Here is a 13,415-nt window from a genome sequence, read left to right as displayed (position 1 = left end):
CGTCAATCAAGCCGCTGCCGCTTTCGGCGCAGCGGGGAGAAGACCGAAGTCTTCGGGGAAATGGTCGAGGGCGGACAGCACCGGGTAGGGCGTCATGCCGCCCATCGCGCAGAGCGATCCCGATACCATCGTGTCGCAGAGGTCGCGCAACAGCGTGATTTGCTTTTCCGAGGTGTCGCCATTGCGGATGCGGGCGATGACTTCGACGCCGCGCGTCGAGCCGATGCGGCACGGCGTGCATTTGCCGCACGATTCGACGGCGCAAAAGTGCATCGCGTACTCGGCGAGTTCGGCCAGGTTCGAAGTATCGTCGTGCACGACGAGGCCGCCGTGCCCGATGACCGCACCCACCTGCGCGTAGGCCTCGTAATCCATCGGGATGTCCCATTGGCTTTCGGGCAGGTAAGTGCCGAGCGGACCGCCCACTTGCACGGCGCGCACGGGGCGCCCGCTCACGGTGCCGCCGCCGTATGTCTCGACGAGCTCGCGCAGCGTCACGCCGAAGGCTAGCTCGACGAGTCCGCCGTGCAAGATGTTCCCGGCCAGCTGGAACGGCAGCGTGCCGCGCGAACGGCCCATGCCGAAGTCGCGATAGAACTGAGCGCCGCGCGCGAAGATGATCGGCACCGTGGCCAACGTGATGACGTTGTTCACGACCGTCGGTTGGCCGAAGAGGCCCGATAGCGCGGGGACGGGCGGCTTCGCGCGAACGATGCCACGCTTGCCTTCGAGCGATTCGAGCAGCGCCGTTTCCTCGCCGCAGACGTAGGAGCCGGCGCCCTTCGCCACTTCGAGTTCGAACGCATGCGCCGAATCGAGCACGCGCGGGCCCAGCCAGCCCGCTTCCCGCGCTTTGGCGATCGCGGCGTCGAGCGTGGCGATCGAGTGCGGGTATTCGCTGCGCACGTAGATGTAGCCGCGCGTGGCGCCCGTCGCGATCCCGGCGATGATCATCCCTTCGATCAGCGCGAACGGATCGCCCTCCATGGCGAGGCGATCGGAGAACGTGCCCGAATCGCCCTCGTCCGCGTTGCAGACGATGTATTTTTGCGCGGCTTTGGCTTCGCGTACCGTGCGCCACTTGATGCCGGCGGGGAACGCCGCTCCGCCGCGCCCGCGCAGGCCCGATTCGAGCACCGTTTCGCAGGCAGCCTCGGCGCTCATCGCAAGCGCGGCTTTGAGCCCCGCGAGGCCTTCGTGTGCGACGTAATCGTCGATCGAGAGCGGATCGGTGAGTCCCAGGCGCGCGAACGTCAAGCGTTGCTGCTTCTTCAGATAGGGGATGTCGTCGACGATGCCGACCGAGCGCGCGTGGCTGCCGCCCGTCAAGAAGCTTGCGTCGAACAGCGATGCGATGTCGGACGGCTCCACGTTGCCGTAGCCGACACGGCCGTCGGCCGTCTGCACTTCGACGAGCGGCTCGAGCCAGAGCAGGCCGCGCGAGCCGTTGCGGACGAGTTCGATGGCGAGCGAGCGGCGTGCCGCTTCTTGCATGATCGCGTCGGCGATCGCATCGGCGCCGAGCGCCAGCGCCGACGAATCGCGGGGAACGAAAACGCGCGTGGTCATGCGCTCTCCTTCGCGGTGGCGAGGCTCGATTGGGCGTCGGCCCGGGCTTTGTCGAGCAGCGCATCGAATTTCTGCGCGGTGACTTTCACATGCAACGCGCCGTTGATCGTCATCGACGGCGACAGCGCGCATTGGCCGAGGCAGTAGACCGATTCGAGCTCGACGTCGCCCGTGCCATGGTCGGCCGCATCGGTCGACTCGATGTGCGTGGCGTCGAAGCGGCAGCCCGTGCGGTGTTCGATGTGTCGAGCCAGCGCTTCGGTGCCCATGCTGCGGCATGCTTCCGCGCGGCACAACGCGACGGTGACGGGCGCGCTCGGCCGGGTGCGGAAGTGATGGTAGTACGTGATCACGCCGTGAACTTCGGCGCGCGACAAATTGAAGGCACGCGCCAGCGGCGCGACGACTTCGGGCGGGACGAAGCCCGCATCGTCTTGAATGGCGTGCAGCACCGCGATCAGCGATGCGCCCGGCGAAAAGTGACGTTGGACGAGTTCGTCCGGCGCCAGGGCGCTGGCAGGTTCCAAGGTGGGGCTCCTCTAGATCCTCTAGACTCTACTATATGCACTTGCTCGTCATATGACGTGCATATATGCTCGGCTTTAGCCGTTGTTTCCGAACGATAGGCCCGGGTAATGCGTTGTGCAATAGGAAATTGGAATTCATAAATGATTGAGATCAAATGCGTCACGCAATTGGTCGTGCGCGACAGTGCGGGCCGGGAAGCGAGCTTGACGGACATCGTCCCGCTGCTCGCGCTCGTCGACGAGACGGGCAGCATCGCGCAGGCGGCTGGAGAGCGTCAGCTTTCGTACCGGCATGCGTGGGGACTGCTGCGGGCGCTCGAAGCGCGGCTGGGCGGCGAGTTGATTTCGAAGGAGCGCGGCAAGGGGTCGGCGCTGTCGCCGCTGGGCCGGGCGGTGGTGCAGGCGCAGCGAGCGTGCTCCGAGCGGCTCGATGGCCCGCTCAAGCAGATGGCGGGCGAGGTTGCCGCGGAATTGAACCGGCAGCTTGGCGCGGGCGGGACGACACGCATCCATGCGTCGCACGGATACGCGGTGGCCGCTCTCGTGGCGCGGCTCGGGACGCAAGCGGCCGGCGCCGTGGAGATCAAATATCGGGAAAGCGCGGAAGCCGTCACGGCGCTCGCGCGCGGCGAGTGCGACTTCGCGGGCTTCCACTTGCCGCGCGGCTCGTTTCGCGAACTGTGCGCCGACATCTATCGGCGCTGGTTGGACCCGCGGCGCCACGTACTCGTCTATCTGACGGCGCGCAAGCAGGGGCTCATTCTTCCGAAGGGAAATCCGAAGGGCATACGGGGCTTGGACGATCTCGCTCGGCCCGACGTGCGTTTCGTGAATCGACAGCCGGGCTCCGGCACGCGGCTGCTGCTTGATCTCGCGTTGAACAGCATCGGGATCGATCCTGAGCGCATCAATGGTTATGCATCGACGGAACTGACGCACACGGCGATTGCGGCGTTCGTCGCCAGTGGCATGGCCGACGCCGGTTTCGGGGTGGCCCCGGCCGCCCACCATTTTGGGCTCGATTTCGTGCCCGTCGTCGACGAGGATTACTACTTCGCTTGCGAGCGCGCGCGACTTCCGGCGCAGCCGCTCGCATCGGCGCTGGCCGTGCTGCGCAGCGCCGATTTTCGCGACGGCGTGGCGGCGCTCGAGGGCTACGATCCGACGCACTGCGGCGAGATCGTCGACGTGACGGCAGGCCTGCGCGGTGCGGCAGTGCCGGGGGGCGGCGGATAACGTGGGATGGCGAGGCGGCACGGTGGCGTAGCGGCGCGGCGAAGGGACGGTGCGCGACGGCGTGCGCCGTCTCGATCCCGATTACGGTCGTAACAGTGTTTGCTGCAAGGCTCGGGGGTTCTGCGCTACGCTTACGCTTCTCTTGTTCGACTGATTCGGATCGCGCCGGCTGGCGCGGCAATCGCTATGAAATCGCTCTTGAATCTTTGCGCCGGCGTGGCAGCGGTCGGCCTGCTGTCGATGACGGCATCGCTCGCCTTCGCGCAGAATACGCCCGGCCTGCCGGGGGGGATCTTGCAGGACCAATTCCGGCTGCAGGAGCATCCGCAGATGGAATTCGCCGCATCGGCGCCTTCCAAAAAGTATCAGCACCGCACGTCGAAGATGCGCAAGAAGGGCGATCTCGGTGATCCGAACGGCTGCAATCTGCAATGCCCGGACGACGCGGAATGATGTTCATTTAACTAACGCACACCGCCTAGCGATACGGGCCAGTTGCGTTTTGCGGAGATTAGCGCTGATAATCTCCGCATGAATTGCGGAGATTACACTTGCATTTGGCAGTCGACCGACTGGCCGCGTTGGCGCTACGACCTCGGCGCGTTAGCGCGGCCGCTGGCCGACGTTAGCCGAGCCCAAGGGCTACTGCTGGGCCGTCTCTTGGACGCGGGCATGTCGTTGCGGGACCAGGCCAGTCTGGCTGCGCTGACGGACGACGTCGTCAAGACGAGCGAAATCGAAGGCGACCGGTTGGACGTCGGATCGGTGCGCTCGTCGATCGCGCGCCGGCTTGGCGTGGACATCGGTGCGTTGGCACCGGTGGATCGCCATGTGGAAGGCGTGGTCGACATGGTGCTGGATGCGACCGCCAATTGCAACGCGCCGGTGACCCGAGAGCGATTGTTCGGCTGGCATGCTGCGTTATTCCCTACTGGCTATTCCGGACTCTCCAAAATTGGCGTCGGTGCTTGGCGCGACGATTCGCACGGTCCGATGCAAGTTGTTTCCGGCCCCGTCGGCCGGCAGCGCGTCCATTTCGAAGCGCCTTCCGCCGAGCGGCTGGAGCGTGACACGCGGCAACTGATCGGCTGGCTCGAGGCGCCGTCGGAAGAGCCCGCGCTGATCAAGGCGGGCATTGGCCACTTGTGGTTCGTTACGTTGCACCCGTTCGACGACGGTAATGGGCGCATCGCGAGAGCGATCGGCGATCTGTTATTGGCACGCGCGGACGGCAGCCCGCAGCGTTTTTACAGCCTATCGGCGCAAATTCAGCGGGAACGCAATGCGTATTACGCCATCTTGGAGCGGACTCAAAAAGGGACGCTCGACGTGACCGACTGGCTGGTTTGGTTTCTCGCCACGCTTCACCGCGCGGTCGAGCAGGCGCATCGCACGCTCGATGCCGTGTGGGTCAAGGCTCGCTTCTGGCAGCGTTGGGGCGGCGCGTCGCTGAATGAGCGCCAAACGAAGCTGCTCAATCGTCTCTTGGACGGCTTCGACGGCAAGCTCACCTCGAGCAAGTGGGCTGCGATTGCCAAGTGTTCCCCCGACACGGCGTTGCGTGACATCAACGACTTGCTGGCGCGAGGCGTGTTGAGAAAATCCGATGCAGGCGGGCGCAGCACGGGCTATGAATTGGCCGATGCCTAGGCCGGCACTGGGTTGCGCGCCGTGCTTGCGACTGCTTTCGCATCGAAATCGGGCGTCTCGGCGATGCACCGCTCATCGAACTCTCGCATCGTGCGTTTGCCGACGACTCCCGCGTCGTGAAGGTCTGAGACAGCACTATGAATGGCTTCGAACGCATCGCTCTTGAATGGTGCTTTACCCATGATCGTATCTCTAGCAGTTTTTCCGTCTTCACCGCGTCCGCGATGTCGTCGTCGGTCAGTTGGGCAGGCGCGAGCGTCAACAGATACGACCACAAGCAAGGCCTCGCCGGAGTGACCGGGTCACAACGCTCAACGGGATGTCAACGGAGTCCGTCGAATGGCCCCGCAAAGAAAAAACCCGCGAAGCCTTGAGCTGTCGCGGGTTTCGAGACTTCCTAGGAACATCCTTGGAACAGAATTTGGTGGAGCCGGCGGGAATCGAACCCGCGTCCGCAAATAGTCCACAGCCAGTTCTACATACTTAGTTCAGCCATTTGATTTAACCGCACCGACGCGGACGAACACGCTTCGTTACGGCGAGTCACTAGGTTTTCGGCCCCGGCATCGTGACACCACCGAGGATTAGCTGATGTAAATGACCTCGCTAGTCTTGCGACCCTAGCCCATCAGCGAGCCAGTGCGAGGTGAGCGGGGTTAAGCCGCTACAGCGAACGTGTTATCGTTTGCGGTTACTTAAGTCCCATTGATTTACGAGGTGACGGGTCCTCGGTATGCCCTGCACTGCTTCGTTACCCACGTCGAAACCAGGTCGGCCCCTGTGCGTAAAGCGGGATTATCCCACAGAACACAACATGGTGCGCTTCGCCGCCGTTTCAAGAGGGCGCTCGGCGGTGCCGCAGCCGCCCCGCGGGCTCGCCGGGCATTCGCGGGGCGTCACTGCTGATCGCCCTCAGCTGAGCGCCCCGAGCAGCTGGGCAAGCTGCTCCGTCGAGTCGACGATATGCTGCGCATGCCACATGGCGGGCGGCAGGTCCGTGCCGCAGTACCCATACGCAGCCGCGACGGTGGCCATGCCGGCCGCGAAACCTGCTTGGATATCTCGTAAATCGTCGCCGACGTAGACGATTTTTGCCGGCGAGAGCGCCAGCGTTTCGGCGGCGTGGAGTAGCGGAGCAGGGTGTGGCTTCGAGTGCGGCGTCGTGTCGCCGCTCACCACGCAGCCGGCACGCGCGGCGAGCCCGAGCTGCTCGACGAGCGGCATCGTGAGCCGCCCGACCTTATTCGTGACGATACCCCAACGAACGCCGCGGGCATCGAGTTCGTCGAGCAATTGGGCGATTCCCGGAAATAACGTCGTTTCGACGCATAGGTCCGCTTCGTAATTGGCCAAGAACTCTTCACGCATCGGTGCGTAGTCGCGATGCTCGGGACCGATGCCGAAGGCGCCGCCGATCAGCCCGCGCGCACCTGCCGACGCCAAGGGGCGCAAACGCTCGACGGGAGCGAGTTCGAGGCCGCGGTCGCGGCGCATCTTGTTGACGGCAGCGACGAGGTCGGGTGCCGTATCGGCGAGCGTGCCGTCGAGGTCGAAAAGAGCAGCGCGGCATTGCGCGATCTGCGGCGCGCCGTCGTGCGGCGCGCGCTGCGAAGTCGGTTGGCTCATGAAGCGGAAAGACGGGTTGGCGAAAGAGGCTCTAGACGGAAAGTGCCGCAACGTTGCCGCGTGTGGGCGGCTTACTCGTCGCGGCGGCAGGCGAGCAGATAGTTGACGCTCGTATCGTCGGACAACGCGAAGTGCTTGCCGAGCGGCCGGTACGTAATGCCTTTTACTTCGACTTCGCACAAACCCGCGGCGCGCGCAAAACCCGCGAGCTCGGACGGACGAATGAACCGCGCGTAGTCGTGTGTGCCTTTGGGAAGCATCTGCGCGATGTACTCGGCGCCGATGACTGCCAGTAGGTAGGACTTCACGTTGCGGTTCAGCGTCGAGAAGAACACCCAGCCGCCGGGCTTGACGAGCGCGGCGCACGCTTTGACGATCGCCGCTGGATCCGGTACGTGCTCGAGCATTTCCATGCAGGTGACGACCTCATAGCTGCCGGGCTCGCGTGCCGCGAGTGCTTCCGCGGCGATTTCTTCGTATTCGACGGTGATCCCGCTTTCGAGGCTGTGCAGATCGGCCACGCCGAGCGCCTGCTCCGACAGATCGATCCCTTTGACTTGGGCGCCCAGGCCCGCCATCGACTCGGACAAGATGCCCCCGCCGCACCCGATGTCGAGCACGCGCTTGCCCGGCAGGTGGGCATGGGCATCGATCCAGCCGAGCCGGATCGGGTTCAGTTCATGTAGCGGTTTGAATTCGGCGTTCGGATCCCACCAGCGATGTGCAAGGTCGCTAAATTTCCGTAGTTCATGGGGATCGGCGTTCGTCATAACGTTGCGAGAGGTGGGGAGGCGAGATTAGGCTGAGTATATCGAGGGTTGCGCGCTGCGGCAAAACCGGCCCTTGGCGACGACCGCGCGTCCGCCGCCGGCAGAAAAAAACCCCGCCGAAGCGGGGTTTTTCGTGATGCCGAAAGCGGGTAGCTTACTGAGCTGCTTTTTGCGTACCGACGACTTCGACTTCCACGCGACGGTTCGGTGCCAGGCAGGCGATGAGCGCCTTGCGGTTCTTCTGGGCGCAATCCGTCTTGACCGGGTTGCGCTTGCCCTTGCCTTCCGTGTAGATCTTGTTGGCCGGCACGCCCTTGCTGACCAGGTAAGCCTTCACGGCTTGCGCACGGCGCAGCGACAGACGGTCGTTGTACTTGTCCGAGCCGATCTTGTCCGTGTAACCCGTTGCAACGACGACTTCCGTGTTCATGCCTTCGATCTTCGAGGCCAGCTCGTCCAGCGATTGCTTGCCAGCCGGCTTCAGGACAGCCTTGTCGAAGTCGAACAGCGAATCGGCTTGGTACGTGACCTTTTGGCTCGTGATGGCCGGAGCAGCCGGAGCGACCGGTGCCGGCGGCGTCGGAGCTTGCGCGACGAGCGCGCCATCGCACTTGGCGTTGGCCGTAGCCGGCGTCCAGAAGGCATCGCGCCAGCAAAGCTCGTTCGTGCCGTTCATCCACACGTATTCGCCCGTGCCGTTCACCCAGTTGTCATTCGTAGCTTGTCGCGACGCGGGCACCGACTGTGCCGATGCGGATGCAGCCACAACTGCGGTAGCTGCAATGAACGCGAGCTTTGAAAATTTATTCATATTTCTCCTCTCGAAATTGAGATTACCGCAGGTTTACTGCGAGCTTGGATGACGAAGACCAGTCATACATTGCTCGAAGTATAACATTGGTGCGGCACAAAAAACGCGCGACCCTGTGGACACTTCGAGCAGCGTCTAACCAAGTGCGTTGGCATTTTGCCATATCGTTCCCTTCTTACGAAAAAAAAATCCAGCCGTCTTGGGCAGCCGGTTTCGATTGTGGTGCGTCAGCAACACGAAGGCGGGGCGGGGCTTTGCGGGCGATCGGCGGTCGCACGGGGCGTGCCACCGGATGTGAAACAATCGGTAACAGCGATCGAAAGAATCGGCGGCGTCTGGGGCGCTGCCGCGCCGGTGCGTGGGGGAGTACGTGCCGCGGGCCGCGGGCGCCGGTGGCGGCCATGTTAGAATCGCGTGATGCCCGGCGCCTCCTGCCGGGCCCCTGGGGAGTGGGCGGCGGCTGCGTTTTCGTGCCGCTCGCGTCCGACACAGATACGGATAATGGATCAATTCGCCAAAGAGACTCTACCGATCTCCCTCGAGGAGGAAATGCGCCGCTCGTACATCGAGTACGCGATGAGCGTCATCGTCGGGCGCGCACTTCCTGATGTCCGAGATGGCCTCAAGCCCGTGCACCGGCGCGTCCTCTATGCGATGCACGAGCTCAACAACGACTGGAACCGTGCCTATAAGAAGTCGGCGCGTATCGTCGGCGACGTCATCGGTAAATATCACCCCCATGGCGACACGGCGGTGTACGACACGATCGTGCGGATGGCGCAGAATTTCTCGCTGCGCTACATGCTCGTGGATGGCCAGGGCAACTTCGGCTCGGTGGACGGCGACAATGCCGCCGCCATGCGATACACCGAAATCCGCATGGCCAAGATCGGCCACGAGCTGCTGGCCGACATCGACAAGGAAACCGTCGATTTCGGGCCGAACTACGACGGCAGCGAAAGCGAGCCGCAGATTCTGCCGGCTCGCATTCCGAACCTGCTGATCAACGGGTCGTCCGGGATCGCCGTCGGGATGGCCACGAACATTCCGCCGCACAATCTGAACGAAGTGGTCGATGCCTGCCATCACCTGTTGAAAAACCCGCAGGCGAGCGTCGACGAGCTGATCGAGATCATTCCCGCGCCCGATTTCCCGACCGCCGGGATCATTTATGGCGTGGCCGGCGTGCGCGAAGGCTATCGCACGGGACGCGGCCGCGTCGTCATGCGCGCCGCGACGCACTTCGAGGAAATCGACCGCGGGCAGCGCATGGCGATCATCGTCGACGAGCTGCCGTATCAGGTGAACAAGCGCTCGCTGCTCGAGCGGATCGCCGAACTCGTCAACGAAAAGAAGCTCGAGGGCATCTCCGACATCCGCGACGAATCGGACAAGAGCGGGATGCGCGTCGTGATCGAGCTCAAGCGCGGCGAAGTGCCCGAGGTCGTGCTGAACAACCTCTACAAGGCGACGCAGCTGCAAGACACGTTCGGCATGAACATGGTCGCGCTCGTCGACGGGCAGCCCAAGCTCCTGAACCTGCGGGAGATGCTCGATGCGTTCCTGTCGCACCGGCGCGAGGTGCTGACGCGGCGCACCGTATACGAACTGCGCAAGGCGCGCGAACGCGGTCACGTGCTCGAAGGGCTTGCCGTCGCGCTCGCGAACATCGACGACTTCATCGCGATCATCAAGGCCGCGCCGACGCCGCCGATCGCCAAGCAGGACCTAATGGCGCGCGCGTGGGATTCGTCGCTCGTGCGCGACATGCTGGCCCGCGCCGAAACCGACAATGCGTCGGCCGGCGGCCGCGAGGCCTATCGTCCTGAGGGGTTGAACCCGGCCTTCGGCATGCAAGGCGACGGTTTGTACAAGCTGTCGGACACGCAGGCGCAGGAAATCCTGCAGATGCGCTTGCAGCGCCTGACGGGCCTCGAGCAAGACAAGATCATCGGCGAGTACCGCGAAGTCATGGCTCAAATCGCCGACTTGCTGGACATTCTCGCGCGGCCCGAGCGCATCACGGCCATCATCGGCGACGAACTGACGGCCGTGAAGGCCGAATTCGGCGACGCGCGGCGCTCGAAGATCGAGCTGAACGCCACGGAGCTGAACACCGAGGATCTGATCACGCCGCAGGACATGGTCGTGACGATGTCGCATGCGGGCTACGTCAAGTCGCAGCCGCTCTCCGAATACCGCGCGCAAAAACGCGGTGGCCGCGGCAAGCAGGCAACGCAGATGAAGGAAGACGACTGGATCGATACGCTGTTCATCGCGAACACGCACGATCACATCCTGTGCTTCTCGAATCGCGGCCGCGTCTATTGGGTCAAGGTGTACGAAGTGCCGCAAGGCTCGCGCAATTCGCGCGGCCGGCCGATCGTCAACATGTTCCCGCTGCAGGAAGGCGAAAAGATCAATGTCGTGCTGCCGGTCAAGGAATTCTCGGCCGACAAGTTCGTGTTCATGGCGACGGCGCTCGGCACCGTCAAGAAGACGCCGCTCGAGGCTTTCAGCAGACCATTGCGCAAAGGTATCATCGCGGTCGGTCTCGACGAAGGCGATTACCTCATCGGCGCTGCGATCACTGATGGCCAGCACGACGTCATGCTGTTCTCCGATGCCGGCAAGGCCGTGCGTTTCGACGAGAACGACGTGCGTCCGATGGGCCGCGAGGCGCGCGGCGTGCGCGGCATGCAGCTCGAGGAAACGCAGCAGGTCATCGCCATGCTCGTGGCCGGCAGCGAGACGCAATCGGTGCTGACGGCCACCGAGAACGGCTACGGCAAACGCACGCCGATCACGGAATACACGCGCCACGGGCGCGGCACCAAGGGTATGATCGCGATCCAGACGTCCGAGCGTAACGGCAAGGTGGTGGCGGCCACGCTCGTCGATCCGGAAGACCAGATCATGCTGATCACGAACACGGGTGTGCTGATTCGCACGCGTGTTTCCGAGATTCGTGAGATGGGCCGGGCGACGCAGGGTGTTACACTCATCAGCCTTGACGAGGGCACGAAGCTTTCCGGTCTGCAGCAGATCGCGGAAGCCGATCCCGACGTCGACGGCGACGGTGTGCTCGCCGACGACGAAACGGAGAACGGCGAGCCGCAGTGAGCGTGAGGCGGCCGGCCCGATTCGGGCCATGCCGCTTGCCTCGGTTCGACGAAAGACAATGAAGCGCGCGGGTTGCCGCGTTCGCCGGTACGCACGCCTCCTCTGGCTCAGGGGTGGCGCAACGAGCCGGCCAGAAAACTGCGCGCGCTAACGGAATTTATTTTTTAGAGGGAGTGATAATGCAACGACGTTTCAAGCAATGGATGCTGCTGGCTGCTTTCGTGCCGACTTTCGCAATGGCCCAGGCGCTCCAGAGTCAAGCGCCGGCCACGGCGGCGACATCTGCTGCCGCGCCCGTCGATCCCGCCAAACAAGCTGCGATCAAGGAACTGCTCGATGCGATCGACGCGCAAAAGCTCGTCGGTGCGATCGGCAACAGCGCTCAGATGCAGGCAAAGCAATACGTGCCGGAAATCCTGTCGGAAGCGTTGTCGGAGAACAAGACGCTGAACGACAAGCAGAAGCAAGCGGCCGTGCCGACGCTGCAAAAGAACGCGGTGCCGAAGCTCGTGGATTCGGCGGGCCAAGTGTTTGCGTCCGATTCGTTCCGCCAAGATGCGATGCAAGCGCAGTACGACGCCTATGCGAAGTACTACTCGACGGATGAAATCAAGGATCTGACGAAGTTCTACAAGAGCCCGACGGGCCGCAAGTTCATCCAAGTGCAGGATCAGGTTGGCCGTGACGTCGTCGGCAGCCTGATGCAGAAGTACATGCCGCAATCCATCCAGGCTACGCGCGCGCAGGCCGACAAGGAAGTTGCCGCGGTCAAGCCCGGGAAGTAAGCCAACCGGCCGCGATCGAGCCGCATCGGGCGAACCTTTCCGAGCGGCTTTCAACCGGCGGTGCGATAATGGCCGTTTGCGCGAAATGCGCGAACGGCCATTATCTATTTCCGATGGAGTTCGGTGTGGGCGCCGGTGCCGAATCGAACGCCGCCGTTCGCGCCCGCCTGTCCGTTCATCCCTATTCGAGGATTCCCACGATGCGCGTCTTCAATTTCTCGGCCGGGCCTGCTGCGCTGCCCGAAGAGGTATTGCGTCAAGCGGCCGATGAAATGCTCGATTGGCACGGCAGCGGCATGAGCGTGATGGAAATGAGCCATCGCGGGCGCGAATTCATGTCGATCCACGAAGAGGCGCTTACCGATCTGCGCGATTTGCTGCAAGTGCCGGCGAGCCATCGCGTTCTGTTCCTGCAAGGCGGCGGGCTCGGCGAAAACGCGATCGTTCCGATGAACATGCTCGGCAACCGCGACGTCGCCGATTTCGTCGTCACGGGATCTTGGTCGCAGAAGTCGTTCAAAGAGGCCGGCAAGTACTGCAAGCCGCATCTCGCGGCCAGCGGCGAAACGGCAAACGGCTTCACGCGGGCGCCGAAGCGCAGCGAATGGCAATTGTCGGACAACCCGGCTTATGTGCATCTTTGCACGAACGAGACGATACACGGCGTCGAGACGTTCGATATTCCCGACCTCGGCAATGTCCCCCTCGTGGCCGACGTCTCCTCCCATGTGCTGTCGCGCCCGCTCGACGTCGCCAAGTACGGCGTGATGTTCGGCGGCGCGCAGAAGAACATCGGCATGGCGGGCCTCACGATCGTCGTCGTGCGCGAGGATTTGCTCGACCGCGCACTGCCGATTTGCCCCTCGGCCTTCGAATGGCGCATCGTCGCCGAAAACAATTCGATGTACAACACGCCGCCTACCTACGCGATCTACGTCGCCGGTCTCGTTTTCAAATGGCTGAAGCGGCAGGGCGGGTTGGAGGAGATCGAGGCGCGCAACCTCGAAAAGTCGAAGCTGCTTTACGACACGATCGATGCGAGCAGCTTCTATGTCAATAAAGTGGAGCGCGATTCGCGTTCGCGAATGAACGTACCGTTCTTCCTCGCGGACGAGTCGCGCAACGAAGATTTCCTAGCCGGCGCGAAAGAGCGCGGGCTGATGCAGCTCAAGGGCCACAAGTCCGTCGGCGGCATGCGGGCGTCGATTTACAACGCGGTGCCGCTCGAAGGCGTGAACGCGCTCGTCGAGTACATGAAGGAATTCGAACGGACTCGCGCGTAAGCGCGGAGCAGGGCGTGCGCCCGTCGGCGCCGCCG

Annotated in this window: 11 protein-coding genes and 1 other RNA gene; 6 read left to right on the top strand and 6 right to left on the bottom strand. The window is 63.3% G+C overall.

From position 1 onward, the window contains the following. Nucleotides 1–6: 6 nt before the first annotated feature. Together ACTHNZ_RS02940 and ACTHNZ_RS02935 are read right to left on the bottom strand one after the other, a co-directional pair. A complete protein-coding gene (locus ACTHNZ_RS02940) occupies nt 7–1,569 on the bottom strand; it encodes a formate dehydrogenase beta subunit (protein ID WP_440540989.1) in 1,563 nt (520 codons plus the stop codon). Next, nucleotides 1,566–2,096 carry an NAD(P)H-dependent oxidoreductase subunit E gene (locus ACTHNZ_RS02935; protein WP_440540988.1) on the bottom strand — a complete coding sequence of 177 codons (531 nt, stop codon included), beginning with the start codon at nt 2,094–2,096 and terminating at the stop codon, nt 1,566–1,568. Before ACTHNZ_RS02935 ends, ACTHNZ_RS02940 begins: the two co-directional genes overlap by 4 nt. 141 nt (nt 2,097–2,237) lie before the next feature. Between ACTHNZ_RS02935 and ACTHNZ_RS02930 the strand changes: the two genes are divergently transcribed. The 3 genes from ACTHNZ_RS02930 (at nt 2,238) to ACTHNZ_RS02920 (ending at nt 4,982) form a co-directional block, all read left to right on the top strand. Next, on the top strand, nt 2,238–3,332 hold the full coding sequence (locus ACTHNZ_RS02930; protein ID WP_440540987.1) for a substrate-binding domain-containing protein: 1,095 nt from the start codon (nt 2,238–2,240) through the stop codon (nt 3,330–3,332). Between the two features lie 186 nt (nt 3,333–3,518). Next, complete coding sequence (locus tag ACTHNZ_RS02925; protein ID WP_440540986.1) at nt 3,519–3,785, top strand: hypothetical protein; 267 nt, start codon at nt 3,519–3,521, stop codon at nt 3,783–3,785. A 78-nt stretch (nt 3,786–3,863) separates the two neighbouring features. Further along, nucleotides 3,864–4,982, top strand: a complete 1,119-nt coding sequence (locus ACTHNZ_RS02920) for a Fic family protein (protein ID WP_440540985.1) — start codon at nt 3,864–3,866, stop codon at nt 4,980–4,982. A gap of 422 nt (nt 4,983–5,404) precedes the next feature. Here ACTHNZ_RS02920 and ssrA read toward each other — a convergent pair. From ssrA to ompA, 4 genes are all read right to left on the bottom strand, one after another. Continuing rightward, nucleotides 5,405–5,761, bottom strand: a transfer-messenger RNA (tmRNA) gene (gene ssrA / locus ACTHNZ_RS02915). A gap of 133 nt (nt 5,762–5,894) precedes the next feature. Then, nucleotides 5,895–6,608, bottom strand: a complete 714-nt coding sequence (locus tag ACTHNZ_RS02910) for an HAD-IA family hydrolase (RefSeq protein WP_440540984.1) — start codon at nt 6,606–6,608, stop codon at nt 5,895–5,897. Between the two features lie 71 nt (nt 6,609–6,679). Beyond that, nucleotides 6,680–7,378, bottom strand: coding sequence for a bifunctional 2-polyprenyl-6-hydroxyphenol methylase/3-demethylubiquinol 3-O-methyltransferase UbiG (gene ubiG / locus ACTHNZ_RS02905; protein WP_440540983.1), 699 nt, complete (start codon nt 7,376–7,378; stop codon nt 6,680–6,682). 154 nt (nt 7,379–7,532) lie between these two features. Further along, complete coding sequence (gene ompA, locus ACTHNZ_RS02900) at nt 7,533–8,189, bottom strand: outer membrane protein OmpA (protein ID WP_440540982.1); 657 nt, start codon at nt 8,187–8,189, stop codon at nt 7,533–7,535. Between the two features lie 501 nt (nt 8,190–8,690). Between ompA and gyrA the strand changes: the two genes are divergently transcribed. The 3 genes from gyrA (at nt 8,691) to serC (ending at nt 13,380) form a co-directional block, all read left to right on the top strand. Continuing rightward, nucleotides 8,691–11,312 carry a DNA gyrase subunit A gene (gene gyrA, locus ACTHNZ_RS02895; RefSeq protein WP_440540981.1) on the top strand — a complete coding sequence of 874 codons (2,622 nt, stop codon included), beginning with the start codon at nt 8,691–8,693 and terminating at the stop codon, nt 11,310–11,312. Between the two features lie 179 nt (nt 11,313–11,491). Further along, on the top strand, nt 11,492–12,097 hold the full coding sequence (locus ACTHNZ_RS02890; RefSeq protein ID WP_440540980.1) for a DUF2059 domain-containing protein: 606 nt from the start codon (nt 11,492–11,494) through the stop codon (nt 12,095–12,097). 200 nt (nt 12,098–12,297) lie between these two features. After that, a complete protein-coding gene (serC, locus tag ACTHNZ_RS02885) occupies nt 12,298–13,380 on the top strand; it encodes a 3-phosphoserine/phosphohydroxythreonine transaminase (protein WP_440541022.1) in 1,083 nt (360 codons plus the stop codon). Nucleotides 13,381–13,415: the final 35 nt, after the last annotated feature.

The organism is Trinickia sp. (assembly GCF_051953955.1).
GTDB lineage: Bacteria > Pseudomonadota > Gammaproteobacteria > Burkholderiales > Burkholderiaceae > Trinickia.
The sequence above is the reverse complement of the archived record's forward strand: the minus strand, read 5'-3'. Positions and strand labels throughout refer to the sequence as shown.

Coding starts and splice junctions, on each gene's coding strand:
- ACTHNZ_RS02930 (WP_440540987.1), top strand. CDS start 2,238: ATGATTGAGATCAAATGCGTCACGCAATTGGTCGTGCGCGACAGTGCG.
- ubiG (WP_440540983.1), bottom strand. CDS start 7,378: ATGACGAACGCCGATCCCCATGAACTACGGAAATTTAGCGACCTTGCA.
- ompA (WP_440540982.1), bottom strand. CDS start 8,189: ATGAATAAATTTTCAAAGCTCGCGTTCATTGCAGCTACCGCAGTTGTG.
- ACTHNZ_RS02890 (WP_440540980.1), top strand. CDS start 11,492: ATGCAACGACGTTTCAAGCAATGGATGCTGCTGGCTGCTTTCGTGCCG.
- gyrA (WP_440540981.1), top strand. CDS start 8,691: ATGGATCAATTCGCCAAAGAGACTCTACCGATCTCCCTCGAGGAGGAA.
- ACTHNZ_RS02920 (WP_440540985.1), top strand. CDS start 3,864: ATGAATTGCGGAGATTACACTTGCATTTGGCAGTCGACCGACTGGCCG.
- ACTHNZ_RS02925 (WP_440540986.1), top strand. CDS start 3,519: ATGAAATCGCTCTTGAATCTTTGCGCCGGCGTGGCAGCGGTCGGCCTG.
- serC (WP_440541022.1), top strand. CDS start 12,298: ATGCGCGTCTTCAATTTCTCGGCCGGGCCTGCTGCGCTGCCCGAAGAG.
- ACTHNZ_RS02910 (WP_440540984.1), bottom strand. CDS start 6,608: ATGAGCCAACCGACTTCGCAGCGCGCGCCGCACGACGGCGCGCCGCAG.
- ACTHNZ_RS02940 (WP_440540989.1), bottom strand. CDS start 1,569: ATGACCACGCGCGTTTTCGTTCCCCGCGATTCGTCGGCGCTGGCGCTC.